The sequence below is a fragment of the Enterobacter sp. CP102 genome, assembly GCF_025152625.1.
In the GTDB taxonomy this organism is placed as follows: Bacteria; Pseudomonadota; Gammaproteobacteria; order Enterobacterales; family Enterobacteriaceae; genus Enterobacter; species Enterobacter soli.
The window spans coordinates 951,546-968,781 of the sequence record NZ_CP104014.1; the positions used below are offsets into that span (position 1 = coordinate 951,546).

General features: G+C 51.1%; 15 protein-coding genes and 1 tRNA gene. 6 read left to right on the forward strand and 10 right to left on the reverse strand.

The features are described 5' to 3' along the window. Nucleotides 1–60: 60 nt before the first annotated feature. Nucleotides 61–1,113: a phosphoporin PhoE gene (phoE, locus tag N1249_RS04435; protein ID WP_259834879.1), complete on the reverse strand. Its 1,053-nt coding sequence runs from the start codon at nucleotides 1,111–1,113 to the stop codon at nucleotides 61–63. Nucleotides 1,114–1,416: 303 nt separating this feature from the next. Here phoE and proB point away from each other — a divergent pair, with 303 nt between their 5' ends. The 3 genes from proB to N1249_RS04450 all read left to right on the forward strand — a co-directional run bounded on the left by proB (nucleotide 1,417) and on the right by N1249_RS04450 (nucleotide 3,972). Then, nucleotides 1,417–2,520 (forward strand): glutamate 5-kinase, encoded by a 1,104-nt coding sequence (gene proB / locus N1249_RS04440; protein ID WP_259834881.1) that lies wholly within the window; start codon nucleotides 1,417–1,419, stop codon nucleotides 2,518–2,520. A gap of 11 nt (nucleotides 2,521–2,531) precedes the next feature. Further along, entirely contained in the window at nucleotides 2,532–3,785 is a 1,254-nt protein-coding gene (gene proA / locus N1249_RS04445) for a glutamate-5-semialdehyde dehydrogenase (protein WP_259834883.1), read from the forward strand. A gap of 111 nt (nucleotides 3,786–3,896) precedes the next feature. Further along, nucleotides 3,897–3,972: transfer RNA gene (locus N1249_RS04450), tRNA-Thr, on the forward strand. A gap of 250 nt (nucleotides 3,973–4,222) precedes the next feature. Here N1249_RS04450 and N1249_RS04455 read toward each other — a convergent pair. From N1249_RS04455 to N1249_RS04465, 3 genes are read right to left on the reverse strand one after another with little or no spacing between them, the layout of a single operon-like run. Continuing rightward, nucleotides 4,223–4,630, reverse strand: a complete 408-nt coding sequence (locus N1249_RS04455; protein WP_259834885.1) for a hypothetical protein — start codon at nucleotides 4,628–4,630, stop codon at nucleotides 4,223–4,225. After that, a complete protein-coding gene (locus N1249_RS04460) occupies nucleotides 4,627–4,863 on the reverse strand; it encodes a peptidase S24 (RefSeq protein WP_259834887.1) in 237 nt (78 codons plus the stop codon). Before N1249_RS04460 ends, N1249_RS04455 begins: the two co-directional genes overlap by 4 nt. A 21-nt stretch (nucleotides 4,864–4,884) precedes the next feature. Further along, complete coding sequence (locus N1249_RS04465; protein WP_259834889.1) at nucleotides 4,885–5,211, reverse strand: helix-turn-helix transcriptional regulator; 327 nt, start codon at nucleotides 5,209–5,211, stop codon at nucleotides 4,885–4,887. Between the two features lie 213 nt (nucleotides 5,212–5,424). Here N1249_RS04465 and N1249_RS04470 point away from each other — a divergent pair, with 213 nt between their 5' ends. Both N1249_RS04470 and galE read left to right on the forward strand, forming a co-directional pair. Beyond that, the gene (locus N1249_RS04470) at nucleotides 5,425–6,354 is read left to right on the forward strand and encodes a hypothetical protein (protein WP_259837992.1); all 930 of its coding nucleotides are present in this window, start codon (nucleotides 5,425–5,427) and stop codon (nucleotides 6,352–6,354) included. A gap of 75 nt (nucleotides 6,355–6,429) precedes the next feature. Beyond that, entirely contained in the window at nucleotides 6,430–7,446 is a 1,017-nt protein-coding gene (gene galE, locus N1249_RS04475; protein WP_259834891.1) for a UDP-glucose 4-epimerase GalE, read from the forward strand. Between the two features lie 74 nt (nucleotides 7,447–7,520). On the opposite strand, the gene N1249_RS04480 is transcribed toward galE, so the two are convergent. From N1249_RS04480 to N1249_RS04500, 5 genes are all read right to left on the reverse strand, one after another. Beyond that, nucleotides 7,521–8,792, reverse strand: coding sequence for a glycosyltransferase family 4 protein (locus N1249_RS04480; RefSeq protein ID WP_259834893.1), 1,272 nt, complete (start codon nucleotides 8,790–8,792; stop codon nucleotides 7,521–7,523). A gap of 845 nt (nucleotides 8,793–9,637) precedes the next feature. Next, entirely contained in the window at nucleotides 9,638–10,546 is a 909-nt protein-coding gene (locus N1249_RS04485; protein ID WP_259834894.1) for a YafY family protein, read from the reverse strand. A gap of 223 nt (nucleotides 10,547–10,769) precedes the next feature. Beyond that, nucleotides 10,770–11,675 (reverse strand): alpha/beta hydrolase, encoded by a 906-nt coding sequence (locus N1249_RS04490; RefSeq protein ID WP_259834896.1) that lies wholly within the window; start codon nucleotides 11,673–11,675, stop codon nucleotides 10,770–10,772. 20 nt (nucleotides 11,676–11,695) lie between these two features. Beyond that, a complete protein-coding gene (locus tag N1249_RS04495; protein WP_259834897.1) occupies nucleotides 11,696–13,480 on the reverse strand; it encodes a diguanylate cyclase in 1,785 nt (594 codons plus the stop codon). A 120-nt stretch (nucleotides 13,481–13,600) separates the two neighbouring features. Beyond that, nucleotides 13,601–14,710 (reverse strand): AI-2E family transporter, encoded by a 1,110-nt coding sequence (locus tag N1249_RS04500; RefSeq protein WP_259834898.1) that lies wholly within the window; start codon nucleotides 14,708–14,710, stop codon nucleotides 13,601–13,603. Between the two features lie 178 nt (nucleotides 14,711–14,888). On the opposite strand from N1249_RS04500, the gene N1249_RS04505 reads away from it, so the two are divergent. After that, nucleotides 14,889–16,052: a multidrug effflux MFS transporter gene (locus tag N1249_RS04505; RefSeq protein ID WP_259834899.1), complete on the forward strand. Its 1,164-nt coding sequence runs from the start codon at nucleotides 14,889–14,891 to the stop codon at nucleotides 16,050–16,052. Here the strand turns inward: N1249_RS04505 and N1249_RS04510 are convergent, their stop codons facing one another. Continuing rightward, a complete protein-coding gene (locus N1249_RS04510; protein WP_259834900.1) occupies nucleotides 16,053–17,234 on the reverse strand; it encodes an amidohydrolase in 1,182 nt (393 codons plus the stop codon). Between the last annotated feature and the right edge of the window lie 2 nt (nucleotides 17,235–17,236).

A 17,236-nucleotide genomic window follows, 5' to 3' on the forward strand; every position in this document is an offset into this window, starting at 1 on the left:
GCGCAGCGCCACCGGGCAAATAAAAAACCGGCATTAAGCCGGTTTTTTATTTCTACATTATTAGAACTGGTAAGTCATACCCAGCGCAACGATGTCGTCGCTGCTCAGGCCCAGTTTGTTATTGTCATCCAGTTGGTTGATTTTATAATCAACAAACGCTGACATATTTTTGTTGAAATAATAGGTCGCGCCCAGATCGATATATTTCACGAGATCTTCGTCGCCGATACCTTCGATATCTTTGCCTTTAGACTGTACATAGCCCAGGGACGGACGCAGACCAAAATCAAACTGGTATTGTGCAACCACTTCGAAGTTCTGCGCTTTATTTGCAAAACCACCGGAAATTGGGGTCATGTTGCGGGTTTCGGAGTACATGGTCGCCAGGTAAATATTGTTCGCGTCATATTTCAGACCGGTTGCCCAGGCTTCCGCTTTGTCACCCTGACCACGGGTCAGCAGGTTCTGGTCATTGGTACGGTCAGAGTTAGTGTACGCGCCGCTGATGGCGAAGTCGCTGCCACCGAAGTCATACGTTACAGAAGTACCGAAACCGTCGCCGTTCTGCTTTTTGGCGTCACGGTTTTCGTTTTTACCCTGGTATTGCAGGGTCACATCCAGGCCATCAACCGCGCCGAAGAAGTCGGTGTTACGGTAGGTTGCCAGGCCGCTGGAACGCTTGGTCATGAAGTTATCAGTCTGAGCAGAAGAGTCGCCGCCGAATTCAGGGAACATATCGGTCCAGGCTTCAACGTCGTACAGCGCGCCCAGGTTACGACCGTAGTCGAAGGAGCCGAAGTTTTTCAGTTTCAGACCAGCAAATGCCAGACGGGTTTTCTGTGAAGAATCGCTCTCTGCTTTGTTACCAGAAAACTCAGCTTCCCAACGACCGTAACCGGTCAGTTGATCGTTAATCTGAGTTTCACCTTTGAAGCCGAAACGTACGTAAGTCTGGTCACCATCTTTAGAGGCATCATCACTGATATAGTGCATGGCTTTTACTTTGCCGTACACGTCCAGTTTATTGCCATCTTTATTATAAACTTCGGCTGCGTGTACAGATGCGGAAGCAACAACGCCCATTACCACTAATGCCAGAATACTCTTTTTCATTTTCAATCCTGAGTTTTATAAACGCGCTAAAATTCGCTGAGCAATGAACACCTGTTCTTGCCCCGTGAAAAACAGGAAGGGTTTTAACGTTCTGGAATTAAAGTTTTATGACAATTTGAGAATTAATTTAAAAAACTGTGATTTATTATTTCAGTAATAAAACTGTCAAAATCTACCGCTACGCTTACTGATCCCGCGCAACAAAGTGTTCCACATTGTGCGAAGGCAGTTGGCAACGGGGCTGAGTCCTGCTAAAACGTTCGTTTGACATCATTTTCCCTTATTGTTGAACGGCAGAGAATCATGAGTGACAGCCAGACGCTGGTGGTAAAACTCGGTACCAGTGTTTTAACAGGCGGATCGCGCCGCCTAAATCGCGCCCACATTGTTGAGCTTGTACGTCAGTGCGCTCAGTTACATGCCGCAGGGCATCGAATTGTGATTGTGACTTCCGGTGCAATCGCTGCCGGGCGTGAACACCTGGGCTACCCCGAACTACCCGCGACGATAGCATCCAAGCAGTTGCTGGCCGCCGTGGGACAAAGCCGACTCATTCAACTCTGGGAACAACTGTTTTCTATTTACGGCATTCACGTCGGCCAGATGTTGCTGACGCGTGCAGATATGGAAGACAGAGAACGCTTCCTGAATGCCCGCGATACGCTGCGTGCGCTGCTGGACAACAATATCGTTCCCGTCATTAACGAAAACGACGCCGTTGCCACCGCTGAAATTAAAGTGGGTGATAACGATAACCTCTCTGCGCTGGCGGCGATTCTGGCCGGAGCCGATAAACTCCTGCTTCTGACCGATCAGCAGGGGCTGTTCACCGCCGACCCGCGTTCTAACCCGGAAGCCGAACTGATTACCGATGTTCACGGCATTGACGATGCCCTGCGCGCCATCGCCGGTGACAGCGTTTCAGGCCTCGGAACCGGCGGAATGGGCACCAAGCTGCAGGCCGCCGACGTCGCGTGCCGTGCCGGTATCGACACCATAATTGCTGCGGGCAGCCGTCCTGGGGTGATTGGCGATGTGATGGAAGGTCTCTCCGTAGGGACGCGCTTCCACGCGCAGGAATCGCCACTGGAAAACCGCAAACGCTGGATTTTTGGTGCGCCTCCGGCTGGTGAAATCACCGTGGATGAAGGGGCGACCTCCGCAATTCTGGAAAGAGGGAGTTCATTACTTCCAAAAGGAATTAAAAGCGTGACAGGTAACTTCTCCCGTGGTGAAGTGATTCGTATCCGCAACCTTGCAGGTCGCGACATCGCTCACGGTGTCAGTCGCTATAACAGCGATGCGCTGCGCCGTATTGCCGGGCACCATTCCCAGCAAATCGATGCGATCCTGGGCTATGAATATGGCCCGGTTGCCGTGCATCGCGATGACATGATTATTCGTTAAGGAGCCTGAACATGCTGGAACAAATGGGCGCAGCTGCGAAAGCCGCCTCGTACAAACTGGCGCTCCTTTCCAGCCGCGAGAAAAACCGCGTGCTGGAAAAAATCGCTGATTATCTGGAATCGCAGTCAGCTGACATTCTGCGTGCCAACGAACAGGATTTAGCTGAAGCCCGTGAAAACGGCCTGAGCGAAGCTATGCTCGACCGCCTGGCGCTGACGCCAGAACGCCTGAAAGGCATCGCCGACGATGTACGTCAGGTGTGCAACCTGGCAGACCCGGTAGGGCAGGTGATTGATGGCGGGCTGCTCGACAGCGGTTTACGCCTTGAGCGTCGCCGCGTGCCGCTCGGCGTTATCGGTGTTATCTATGAAGCGCGTCCGAACGTGACCGTGGATGTGGCTTCTCTGTGCCTGAAAACCGGCAATGCGGCCATCCTGCGCGGCGGAAAAGAGACCTGGCGCACCAATGCCGCAACGGTAAAAGTCATCCAGCAGGCACTGCAAGAGTGCGGTTTACCCGCAGGCGCTGTTCAGGCCATTGAAAGCCCGGATCGCGCGCTGGTGAATGAAATGCTGCGTATGGACAAATACATCGACATGCTGATCCCTCGCGGTGGTGCGGGCCTGCACAAACTGTGCCGTGAGCAGTCGACGATCCCGGTTATCACCGGCGGTATCGGTGTGTGTCATATCGTTGTAGACGACAGCGCCGAAATTGAACCGGCGCTGAAAATCATCGTGAATGCGAAAACGCAGCGTCCAAGCACCTGCAACACGGTCGAAACGCTGCTGGTTCATCAGGGGATTGCGGATACGTTCCTGCCTGCACTGAGCAAGCAGATGGCGGAAAGTGGTGTAACGCTGCACGCCGAAGCTAACGCTCAGGCGTTGCTGCAAGAGGGCCCTGCGACGGTGGTTCCGGTAAAAGCAGAGCAGTATGACGATGAGTTCCTGTCGCTGGATCTGAACGTGAAAGTGGTGGCCGATCTTGATGACGCCATTGCGCACATCCGTGAACACGGTACGCAGCACTCTGACGCGATCCTGACCCGCACGCTGCGCAATGCCGACCGTTTTGTGAATGAAGTGGATTCATCCGCGGTATACGTGAATGCCTCAACCCGTTTCACCGACGGCGGCCAGTTCGGACTGGGTGCAGAAGTTGCCGTCAGTACCCAGAAGCTGCACGCACGCGGCCCAATGGGGCTCGAAGCGCTGACCACCTACAAGTGGATCGGTTTCGGTGATGATACGATTCGTGCGTAAATAAGCATGGGTGGTGCAAAAATAGCCGTTTGATTCGCAAGGCCATTGACGCACCACCCTGTTAGATCTACTCTTTTGCCCCGTGGTTACGCTCGTAACCGGCCTCTCAGGGCCGATATAGCTCAGTTGGTAGAGCAGCGCATTCGTAATGCGAAGGTCGTAGGTTCGACTCCTATTATCGGCACCATTCAAATCAAGTGATTACCTAACATCCAGGTAAATCACATTCTCCCCTTGTGCCGTATTTGTGACATTCCGACCAATAATCGCGTCAACATTTTCTAATGTGCACTGTATGAAATTCGGCCTGAAAGATGTATATATTTGAACCATTTCGATAGGCTCCTGGTCAATCAGTTACGTTTGGCTACCAGCGTCCTGCCGATGGCTTAGGATCGCAAGAAAAATAGTCAAATGATGGAACTGACTGGAAGGGGTTACTTATCGCATTTTCCAGCTATATCGCCAATGAAAGACTTTGTTGATGTTATCTGCTGAAAAGCAGGAATATTCATAACTTTTGTATACATTACTTTTTTATCTGTTGTGACAGACCATGTCTCAACAGTGATGCCGCCACCTGCCTGATAGCTACCTACAATGGTGTTGCTTGAGAGTGGGACATACCTCATATCCGAGAGAGGTTCGCCTGAGAGAGTTGTTACTGATGCCTTATCGTCATTAATGATCATCTTGAAAGCAGCCCCCGTTATCTGGTCATCAATAAATTCATATTCGTCCTGGCTAAATGAAGCTTTACCTTTAAGGCCTGAAATGATCCAGCAGTCGGCATAGGACATTAGAGGCAAAGACAAAAGTGTGAATGCAATTAAAGAGCGTCTCATATGAACTTCTCCCTGGCTTCAACTACAACACCAATAATCTTGCAATTACCATTGATTGGAATCATTGGCCACAAAGGAATAAGGTCCTTTAAATACCTCTGACCACCATCAATTACCCATTTTGTGAAAGACGCCTCGTTCGCATCAATCAGTTTTGTAACCACTAAGCTTCCATTAATTGTTCCTCTCCCTGTGCCTACCTCAGGAATGTCTGGCCCGACAGGAGATGCCATAGAATCCCCTTCAATCAGGAGTCAGAAACCATCTCCATGAAAATGGATATCACTGTGATACCATTCTTCAATTTCTTTGAGATAGTACGGCTCACAAGCTTCCGAGTATACGCCAGTGCTGACCAGGTTTATCGATGGATACTTCCCTTCAAGACTGTTTGGGGCAATGTACGTTATGTTCGAATCCGGGAAAATTTTCAATAACCAATCGACATTAACAACCAGATCTGAAGCAAGTTTTGGTAAAAATTCAAGGTGCTTGGTCTTTCCGTTCATAAGCGATTCTATTGATCGCTGAGAAGCCCCAACCTTCTTCGCTAAATCTACACTCGCTACTTTATTCAACATACAGTCACCCCGTAATGCCCCCTTTTAGTGCATCCCTTCGTCCATACCTGCCTGTACCAACCCTCATGAGCAACCACGCGCTGGCGCTGTCACGTCCCGACATCTATTTTTACCATTGGACAAAAAATGAACTGACGGCTATGTTTTAAAATGGCTGTCAATGTTGGCGTACAAGAACCACCTATAGCGAAACGGATAAAGGTGCAGGCGCGAATGCAAGCTAAAGCTAAACGATTGATTAAATCCCTTTTTTTCCATGAAACCTGGGATATTTTGATTGCTAAAAATAACCGTTCACATGCATTTCCTGCTAACACACTGGACATTCTGAGTCATGCCCGGACTAAACAGCTTAAAAAGAAATATACGTTTCAGGCCGATCCTTTCATTTTTGAACAAAACGATAAAGTTTACGTTTTTTATGAAGCAATGAACTTTCGGGATTCGCAGGGAACATTACGCTGCAGGATACTGAATGCCGAACTGGATGAGCTTGAGGATGTAAAACTCGAAGGTTTCGATAACATAAAGTGCCATTTATCATTTCCTTTTTTATATCAAAATGATGATAAGCTTTTTATGATCCCGGAATCATCAGAAAGAAATGAGGTTATTTTATTCGAGTCCACGGATTTTCCTGTGCACTGGCGCCAGGTCAAGGTTTTAGTCTCTGATATCGCCTTAACGGATAACATTCTTTTTGAATTGAATGGGGTTTTGTATCTGGCATCCACCACGATGGCTGATGAACTGGTTATCCATACAGCTAATGATATTATGGGGCCATGGCAGAAAATTACCCCAGAGCTACATGTTGCTAATCCGTATCATCGCGGGGCAGGCGCACCTTGCAGGGTAAATGGTAAAACGTACTTCTTTACTCAGGAGTGCACGCCGGAAAGCTACGGTAAGTCAGTTTATATAAAAGAGTTAATCACGCTTAACGCTCACAGTTTTGTTGAGAATCTTATTGAACAGATAAATTCTGGCATCAACCAGAGCGATGGCGTGCATACGTTGAACTTCACGGATAACTTTATTGTATATGATAGTAAAATCAATAAATTCAGTCTTTTTTCAGCGCTGAAAAAAGTTAACTATAAATTGAAGGTTAAATCCAGAAAAAACGCGCTTGCAGGGTAGTGTTAATAAAATCTGTTAATGACAGTAGCATTGGTAAATCAATAGTTGTTTACACCAAATATATTTGGAGACTGTATGGCAATTCTTGTTACTGGTGGAGCTGGCTACATTGGTTCACATACCGTTTTGACACTCCTGGAGAGAGGGGATGATGTTGTTGTCATCGATAACCTTTCGAATTCCTCACAAAAATCGCTGGACCGTGTCGCAGAGCTGACCGGGAAAAAGCCTGTGGTTTACATTGATAACATACTGAATAAAGAGATACTGAAAACTATTTTCTCCAGCCATAACATTACCGATGTTATTCATTTTGCTGGATTAAAATCGGTTTCTGAGTCAATCAAAGAACCACTTGCCTATTATGAAAATAATGTCACGGGAACCCAGATCTTACTCAATGAGATGTTAGCGTTTGGGGTGAAGCACTTTATTTTCAGCTCTTCCGCTACGGTGTACGGTAACCCGGAAAAAATTCCGTTAAGTGAACAATCCCGGACAGGTGGCTGCACCAACCCGTACGGCACATCAAAATTGATGGTTGAAAAGATTCTGGCGGATTTTTCACGCGCACAGCCTCAGTTCCGCATTACCTGTTTGCGTTATTTTAACCCTGTTGGGGCACATCCCTCAGGCAGAATTGGCGAAGATCCTGGTGGCATCCCTAACAATCTGGTCCCTTATATTTCCCAGGTGGCAATTGGGAAGCTGGGGAGCGTGTCGGTGTACGGCAATGACTATCCAACCCCCGACGGTACAGGTGTGCGTGATTACATTCATGTGATGGATCTGGCAACCGGTCATTTAGCGGCGCTGGATTCCGTGGATAAAGGCGACGCATATAAGATCATTAATCTCGGTACCGGTATCGGTTATTCCGTTATTAATCTTATTGAAGCCTTTGAAAAAGCGTCACAAAAGAAGATCAGCTATAAGATTGTCGGAAGAAGGCCGGGAGATATTGCTGAGTGTTGGTCTGACCCGTCTCTGGCACGTAAAGAGCTGGGTTGGGTGGCGACCCACAATCTTGATGAGATGATGCGTGATACGTGGAACTGGCAAAAAAATAATCCTGATGGCTATAAAGTGTAATGCTTAGCAGCAAGGAGTCTGGTTTCCAGGTTCCTTGCTGCTACTCTCTGCCGCAACGCCCGCTACAGGTCTGCTCATACCAGTGGTCTTTCAGAGTTGTTCGCGAGTACCAGGCTGCCAGGTCTAAAATCTGGCTGAGGACTGCTCAGAAGTTCTGTATACAACGTCATTAATGAATCCATGTGTTTGTTCAGGGAGTACACTTCACTCAAACGCCTGCGCCCCTGCAAGCCCATATTCCGCGCTTTCTCCTGACAATCGGCCAGCGTATCCATCGCATTCGCCAGATCTTGCGCATTGCCGGGTTCAAATAAGATCCCTTCAATTCCGTCACGAATTTGTTCCGGGATCCCGCCAATCCGCGATCCAATCACCGGCTTACCCAAAGACATCGCTTCTAACACCGCCATTGAGCAGTTCTCATTGCATTCCGAAGGCAGGATCACCGCCCGGGCTCGCTGAATAAGCGAATTGAGCACATCACCTTGTTGGACATACCCTAAAAACTCAGCCTCCGGGTACCGAGCAACCAGCTCGTCATACAACGGGCCATTGCCCACTATTTTCAGCGGGGTCTTATTCTTCATTTTCTGATGCGCAGCCAGCAATGTTGCCACGCCTTTTTCATGGCTCAGGCGGCCAAAGTACAGCATATAGCCGTCATCGCTCACGTCCTCAACGGGATGGCTATCATCAACGCCATTCACGATCACATCGATACGTGAATCAGGCAGAGTACGCAGTAACACGCCGCGTAAGAAGGCGCTGGGTGAAACAATCACATCCAGAGCCTGGTAATTTTGTGCGATATATTGCCAGGTCGCCTCTAACGAGAGCAGCAAACTCTTTGAGGCCGAACCGCCCTGGCATTTATGCTTAAAAGCATTGAAAACCGATCCGGTGATACAGGCATCACAGACCTTACCCTCGCGCAGCATGGAGTAGGCGGGGCACACAATCTTATAGTCGTGCGCGGTCAGCACCGTCTTGCAGCCAAAATTGCGTGCGACTTTGATAAGCGATGGTGTCATCTGGTGGTAGATGTTATGGAAGTGGACGATATCCGGGCGCTCTTTTTCCAGTAGCGCCTGCATCTTTTTACAGGCCCGGCTATTGTGAATAAAATTCACCGCCGTTTTGAGCCCCCCAATAAGATTACTCTCCTGATGGTAATCGACATTGCTGATGAAATACTCCGCATAATCAGAAGGGATGTTTTTTTCATGCTGCATGGAGAAATCAATCACCTGGACACCCGCCTGTTTCAGCATGGTGCGCTCCTGAAAATAAACGGTTTCCGCACCGCCTTTGATAAAAAAGAACTTATTCACTAATAAAATTTTCATTGCGCTTGCCTTGATTGTTCGTAAACAATTTTATTGTTTTGTGGACTTAGCGGATCGTGTACAGGATATATTACCCTTTTAACACGTCGCCCCAGAAAGTACAGCTAAGTCATACGCTTTGTAAGCCATGCAACAACGACCGATTCTGAATTGTTTCAACCACATAAATACAAGTAATGGCAAAATGCGATAGCGAAAATCTCAACGGTAAAGCGATATTATCAATGGATATTCCGATACGTGTTTCACGGAAAATTCATTCGATTTCTATATATTCAATGAACAGGGATAGAACATTGATGTTGTCATCAGTATCCGACTGTTCAAACAGTCATGCCTTCAGAATAAATAAGAAACAACATACCAATAACGGCAGGCTTAAACAACAGTATACACAAAGAAGTGGAGTCAGGATTCAGAATTTAGGGCGTCTTCATTAACATGATAACCACGATTAATTGCTGGTTGTCATGTTTGAAAAGACATAACTGGTTGAATAATTACACTTTTTAAAAGCTATGCATGATATATTTTTACTCCTGATGCGAACGTAATTTTTTGTAATTATTCGGTATGAAAAAACATATCAACCCTGGTCGGGGAGATATTTATAATGAAAATGTATTAGTGTCTGACCTGTTTATTATACTCTTCCCCCCTTTAATTAAGCCCGTCGGATTAAAAGCCTCTCGGTATAATAAATATTTACGGTTGGAAATAAGACTTTCAGGTGGTTGACAAATTTATGGCTGTGAAATATGGCTGTATCACTTCAACGTTTTCCCGGGAAATGGCCCGGGAAAGGTTTTCTAACGCTTCTTTTCTTCTGTCCCGCGTAACATGATTTATTTCTGCTCTGTGTGGTCTAAACGTGTCCCGTTGCCCGCCGCTTCCATTTCTGCCATCTGCTGAGTGAGCTTCTGGATAAAATGGTGTTGCAGGCTAACCGGAGAAATAATGGTGAGATTCGGGAACCAGTATCGAAGTAACGGAAATAGCTGGTTTTCATGCGCCATCTCGATCTGCACAATCACATCGCCGTTCGGCTCTTGTCGTATAATTTTTTGCGCGGGTAGTACGCAGCGGCGCTGGAAGTAATAACTGACTTCTGCCGCAATTTTGATGTGCACCTTCTGCTTATCCAGAGAAAACCACACGTCATCTTCTTCGGCGAAATATTTCGCGATGTGCGGCTCCGGGGTGAAATGTTCCGTTTGCAGTTTCAGCCAGCGGATTTTACTGAGCTGATATCCCTTCACATTGCCGTTCTCGACCGCACCGAGATACCACACGCCTTTGATATTAATCAACTGATAAGGGGCAACGGTGCGCAGCGTATTTTTATAGTGGAATTCGCAGATGCTGTTCTGGCGAATGGCTTTATCAAACAGACTGAAGTTATTTTCCAGCGCGCGTTTAGCGTCAGGATCGCCGGGCAGAGTACGGATGCTGAGCGATGATAAATCAGGCTTGAGAATGAGCTTATTGGCAGGAATTAACTCCTCCATGCCCAGCAGGCTGATTAGGTTCTGCAACTCTTTAAGAGTCTGGGGTCTGGCATACGCGGGGGACAGCCTGTAAATACCGTTACCATCATGAATGATTCGGTCGCCCAGGCGGTTAAGATCACGATACAGCGTACGCTCGCTGATATTAAATTCATCCAGAAGTTTCTGGCGTGAGACATAACCGTACTGATATAGCGCCGAAATAATGACGGTTATCCGTTGAACCATGACCTCATGTCCGCTCATGCGTGCTCCCCTGACAGTTTTTCCTTAAGGCTACTCTTGCTTTCTGACAGGTCATGTCAGAAAGCACCTGGCGGAGTAAATTACCGCCTGGAGAATCAGGTATCGGCAACAAGGGCGTATTTCTTAAGGAAAATATCGAGGGTGGTCAATATGTTGCTTTTAATACCCCTGATAATAGGAAGCTCAATAATGCGGTGAGGACGCGAGATAAAAGAGCGGTTTTTTACGCAGGTGCTGTATTCAGCCAGCGCGCATACTCACCCGGCCATGCAACCGTTTCTGTTCCCGGTCGCCCCATACCAAAGCCATGTCCGCCCGTCGGGTAGCGATGCAACTCGGTCGGGACATGGTTTGCCACACAGGCGTCATACATGATCAGAGCGTTGTGCGGATCGGAAAGCGGGTCGTCTCTCGCCTGCACGATAAAACAGGGGGGCGTATCGGGTGAGACAAAGTTCTGTACCGACCACGCGGCTTCTTCTGTGGCGCTGGCGTGTGGCCCAACCAGAATTTTGTGCGTTGAAGTATGGGTGTACGGTTTTTCGAGCGTGATAATCGGGTAGATCAGCGCGGCGCGATCGGGCCTGGCCGTTTGCTCATCAATCTCGTCCCGGGCGGGATAAGTACGAAAGTCTGGCCGCGTAGCCGCCATGCCCATCAGATGCCCGCCCGCAGAGAACCCGAGCACGCTGACCTGTTTCTCCCGCTGGTGGATAATCCGCAGCGCCCGCTGGGCATCCTGCAAGGCTACCCGATCCCCGTCGTGCCAGCCCTCTGCGGGCAGGCGATAGGTAAGGATATACGCCGTATAGCCGCGCGCGACCAGCCAGTGCGCGGCGGGCAGGGCTTCTTTACCGGTCTGGATTTGTTTATAGCCGCCGCCTGCGGCAATCAGCACGCCATGCCCGTTGCGCGCGCGCGGTGTCAGTACGCTAAGATCCGGTTCCGAAATGTGTCGTATTGCGCCAGAAGGCGATGCAATCCGCGGCCCTGTTGGCCCGCCGCCGCCCGGCGGTGTGCCGTTCCAGAGAGGGATCTGCATAAACTGTTCCGGTGCAAACGCGGCAAACGCCCTGTGGGGGAGGGCAACGGCGGCCGCTAACCCCATCAGAAAGTGGCGACGGTTCATGCCGGTTCTCCTGAAAACACTCAGCCCGTCTCCAGCATCCCAAAACTGACAATTCGGGCGCGGCCAAGCTCTTTCGCGCGGTACAGTGCCACGTCTGCCGCGCGCAGCAGGCTGTCGCTTTGGGCATGTTGCGGATAACTGGCGATACCGATAGAGACATCCACCGGGCCAATTTCAGAAAGCCCGTAACGCAGGGACAGCTCATGCACGGAATTGAAAATGTCCGTTGCGCAGGCTTGCGCCGCGTCTTCATTCGCCCCGGACAGGATCGCCAGAAACTCTTCCCCGCCATAGCGGAAGGCTAGCCCACCGTCATGCACGGCACGCTGAACAATCGATGCCACACTTTTTATCACCTGATCTCCCGCCTCGTGGCCAAAGCGATCGTTAATGCTCTTGAAGTGGTCGATATCAATCATCAGACAACTCATCGGCTCGTGGTTGCGCATTGCATGTGCCATCTGCGTGCGCAGCGTGTCTTCCAGATGATGGCGGTTTCGTAAGCCTGTGAGTGGGTCGAACAACGCTTTTTCAAGCAGCGCATCGCGCAGTCGCTGGTTTGCCAGCGCCAGCCCAAGCGCCTCGGCCATCAGCTCCAGATACGCCCGGGAAGGGGCGGTTTCCGGGGTAATGTTCTGGAAAGAGAGCAAGCCAATGGCCTCGCCCTGGGCGATAAGCGGTACGCACAGCGTGTTATTCAGGCTGGACTCCGGCAAGTGATAACAAGCGATATCCGGCTCACCATTCACCGGCGGGTGGCTCTGACCACGGCGCACGGCCCAGCATTCGTCCGGGTGGAACGGCGTATTTTTGCCCTCTGGCGACAGCCATTCGGCCACGCAGCGCATCTGCCACGGATCGCGGTCGAGAATGTATAAGCGCCCGGCGATGCCCGGCGCAATATTCGGGGCGAACAGCTCCGCGACGTTAATCACATCGGCGAAATTCTCACAGCCTTGCAGCCGCTGCGTCATGCGCGCCAGCAGTTCACGGATGGCCCAGTCGGCATCGCGCTCTTTTTCCAGCCGCTGGCGGGCCAGGCCGTTTTCCCGGAATATGTGAATGGCCTGCGCCATATCGCCAATCTCATCAATCTGGTTAAAGTTGGGCGTTTCAACGGCGTAATCTTGCGATGCCAGGCGATGCACCACATCGCTCAGACGCACAACCGGGCGCAGCACACGGCGCTTTAAGATGAACCCGAGCACAAACAAAAACAGCAGGGCGGTGGCGCCCACCATGATTTCAGACAGCGTGCGCAGGTTTTTGGAGGTTTTGGTGGCATCCGCCACCGCGGTACGGGCGCGTTTGTCCAGCAGCAAGCGGAAATGGTCAATCTGGTTCTGAACGCGATCCAGCTCCTGCTCATACGGCCCGCCGTACAGCAGCGCGACGGCCTGCGGGGCTTCATCGCGCGCCACGCTGGCTATCGCTGATTGCTGCTCGTCCTGTAGTTCATCAATTATTTTTAACCCTTCATGCAATAACGCCAGTTCCTCGCCTGTCGCCCCGTTGTCTTTCAGCCGGGACAGACGGGTCTCGATGGACTGTAACGACCCCTCTTTCTGGCGATATTCACTGAGTATTTGCGGCTCTTTTTTGACGACATACAGCCGGGCTAAGTCGGATAACGCCCAGGCATCGGTTTCAACATCTTCAGTGAGTTGATCAAAAACCTGCCGTTGCAGGACGGCCTGACGCTCGACAGTGTCTGCGTTTGAAGCCATCAGCATGACGATGCCAGAGGCGATAGTCAGGCATACCGTTGCACCGTATGCCCAGTTAGTGATCGTGGCAATTCTCACCGGTTAGATCCTTTTACGACTTAAGTGGGATAGCATCTTTGAAATTATAGAAAACGGCTGATTTCTCGCGAAAAAAAAGACGGCGCGAAGCCGTCTGGTGTGATCGTTATCGTCAATACACTATAAATCTGGAGGGCTTTTCCCTTCTTCGATAAAGTCAGGGTCCAGCTCCTCGGCGTTACCCTCATGGTCGCGGCCGGAGAAGAGATTCCAGCAGGCCAGAAACAGGGCGGCAATCAGTGGGCCAATGACAAAACCGTTGATGCCGTAAAGCTCCATTCCGCCAAGTGTTGAGATAAGGATCAGATAGTCCGGCATTTTGGTGTCTTTACCGACCAGCAGCGGGCGCAGAATGTTATCCACCAGCCCGACGATAAATACGAAGAAACCGACAATAAACAGCCCTTGCCACAGCTGGTGGGTGGCAAACAGGAAGATAGCGGCGGGCACCCAGACAATGGCCGACCCCACGGCAGGCACAAGGGAAAGGAATGCCATCAGTGCGCCCCACAAAACGCTGCCATCAATATCCACAATCGCAAACGCAATGCCGCCAAGCAGCCCCTGAACCACCGCCACAACCGCTGTGCCTTTCACCGTGGCGCGCGACACGCCCACGAATTTAGCGAACAGATGTTGTTTGGCAAAATCAGAAAGCGGCAGGGAATCCAGGATCTGCCGGACCAGGTACGGCCCGTCTTTGAGCAGGAAAAACAGCAGATACAACATAATGCCGAAGCTGATAGCAAAGCCGAATGTGCCTTTGCCGATCAGGAATGCGCTCCCTGCCAGATATTGCCCGCCCTGTAAGGCCACATCAGAGAGTTTTTTCTGAATTTGCGCTGCGTTATCCAGATTATGATCGGCGAGGAAGCCGCTGGCCCAGCCCGGCAGGTGCGCAAACAGGCTGGCAACCACTTCCGGGAACTGCGTGTTGTTTTGCTGAAGCTTGGTGTACACGACGTTCAGCTCGATAGCGAGTGACGAGAGGATCACCATCAGTGGAATAAAGACGATCAGACAAATCAGGCCAATGGTCAAAAGCGACGCCAGCCCGTTACGATCGCCCAGCGCGGCGCGCAGCTTGTTTTTTACCGGGTTAAAGATGATGGTCAGGATCGCGGCCCAGAGGATCGCAGAGAAGTAAGGCGACAGCACATCAAAGAAGGCCCAGGTGACGAGGGCGAGAATGAAAAGAAAGAAACCTTTGGTCAGTCCGTTAAATCGCATCAGTTGATCCTGTAACTAAGAAACAGTGTCGACTATAGAACCGTTTACGGGATTTACCAATAATTGTGCGGTAGGAGAATTATGAATACCACTCATAACCACATCCCATTTACCCCTGATTATTCAACACTCCATTGCGATTATTATTATCACCCAACGCAATAATACCCGGAATGCTATGACCTCCCCCAAAACCACTGGTTTACCCTTTGTGCTGATCCTGAGCGCCTTAATGGCGTTCACCTCACTTTCTACTGATATCTACCTGCCCGCCATGCCAGTGATGACGGCCGATCTTCACGGCAATGCCGAACTGACCATCACCGGTTTTTTAATCGGTTTTGCTATCGCTCAGTTAATCTGGGGCCCAGTCAGCGATCACCTCGGTCGCCGCATTCCGCTGTTTATCGGCATGGCGCTGTTCGTGATTGGTTCGGCGGGTTGCGCGCTGGCGACCGACATTACCCATATCGTTTTCTGGCGGGTGTTTCAGGCGTTAGGCGCCTGCACCGGGCCGATGCTGGCGCGAGCGATGATCCGCGACCTGTTCAGCCGTACCCGCGCGGCACAAATGCTGTCGACGCTGGTGATTGTGATGGCCATCGCCCCGATTGCCGGGCCGCTGATTGGCGGGCAGATGATCAAATTCACCTCCTGGCACAGCATCTTCTGGCTGTTGGTGGTGATTGGCATCCTGATGTTTGCTTCGCTGTGGTGGCTGCCAGAAACGCTGGCGGAAGAGAAACGCGTTAAGGCCTCGGTAAAAGGGGCGTTCAAAAACTATGCCGCGCTGCTGCGTAACCGCAAATTTATGCAGTTCACCCTCAGCCTGACCAGCTACTACGTGGCGGCCTACGCGTTTATTACCGGTTCGCCGTTCGTTTATATTCGCTACTTCGGCGTCGCCCCGCAATATTACGGCTGGCTGTTCGCCGTTAATATCGTGGGTGTGATGGGCATGAGTTTTGTGAACCGCAGGCTGGTTAATCGCTATTCGCTTGAGATACTGCTCAAATATGCCTCAGGCGTCGCGGCGCTTGCCGCCGTGGCGATGGCTGCCAGCGTCTGGTTCCATGTGGGCGGCATTGCCCTGATTGTGGTGCTGATTTTTATCTTCTTCTCGATGAACGGCATTATTGCCGCCAGCTCCACCGCTGCCGCGCTGGATGCGGTGCCAGGCAATGCAGGGTCGGCTTCTGCGCTGATTGGCTCCCTGCAATACGGCAGCGGCATTGTTTCGTCCTTGCTGCTGGCGACACTGAGCGATGGCACGCCGTGGACAATGGCGTGGATCATCGCGTTGTTTGCCACTCTCGCCATGCTGCTGGCGCAGAAAAAATAGTCAGATATCCTCAAACAGCGAGCTGACCAGCGCAATATGCGCTTTCACGCCCACTGCCAGCGCCGCCTCATCAATGCGGAAATGCGGGTTGTGGACGTTCCACACCGCGCCTTTCTCCTGGTTGCCGCAGCCGATAAACAGGAACGAGCCGGGGATTTTCTCCTGATAAGAGGAGAAATCCTCGCTGCCAAACAGGGCGCGGTCGGCAAGTTGCAGGGTATCGTCGCCAAAGTGTTCGGCAATTGCCGCTCTGGCGATGGCATTGGTGTCGGCGTGATTGTTGCCAACGGCGTAGCCTTGCTGCCAGCGGATCTCAGCGCGTGCGCCGTGGGCGCTCACTACGCCTTCAACAATGCGCTGCATCAGCTGTGGTACCTGCTCGCGCACCTGCTGGTTATGGGTACGCACGGTGCCTGCCAGACGGGCGCTGTCCGGGATAACGTTATAGCTGTCACCCGCCTGGAAGGTGGCAATGGTAAGCACCGGGGCGTTGATGGGGTCGAGATTACGCGCCACCACGTTTTGCAGAGCAGTAACCACTTCAGCACCAATAACCACCGGGTCGATACAAAACTGCGGCATCGAGCCGTGGCCGCCCTGACCATAAATAGTGATATCGAAGTTGTCGCTGGAGGCGACATACACCCCTTCTTTCAGCGTGATTTTGCCGGTCGGACTGGTCGGGAAAACGTGCAGGCCAAAGATCTTCTCCACATCATCGACCACGCCTTTTTCGACCAGCTCACGCGCGCCGCCCGGTGGCACTTCTTCGGCTGGCTGGAAGATAAACTTGATGCTGCCGTGCAGCTGGCTGCGCAGATGGCAAAGAACCTTCGCCGCGCCCATCAGCATTGCGGTGTGCGCATCGTGGCCGCAGGCGTGCATCACGCCAGCTCTGGTTGAACTGAAGGTTTCGCCGCTCTCTTCCTGTAACGGCAGGGCGTCGATGTCCGCACGCAGCGCCCACATTGGGCCGGGTTTGTCACCGTGCAGTACTGCAATCACGCTGTTCTCTACCGGGCGGCTCAGCTCCAGCTCCGGCAGGGTTGCCAGCTCGCGGGCGATATAATCCGCTGTCGGTTTCTCCTGGAAAGAGAGGTCCGGGTTGGCATGAATATGTCTGCGCCAGCGGATCACATCTTCATTGACGTCGCGGATAAGGTTTTCAATCGTACTTTTCATCA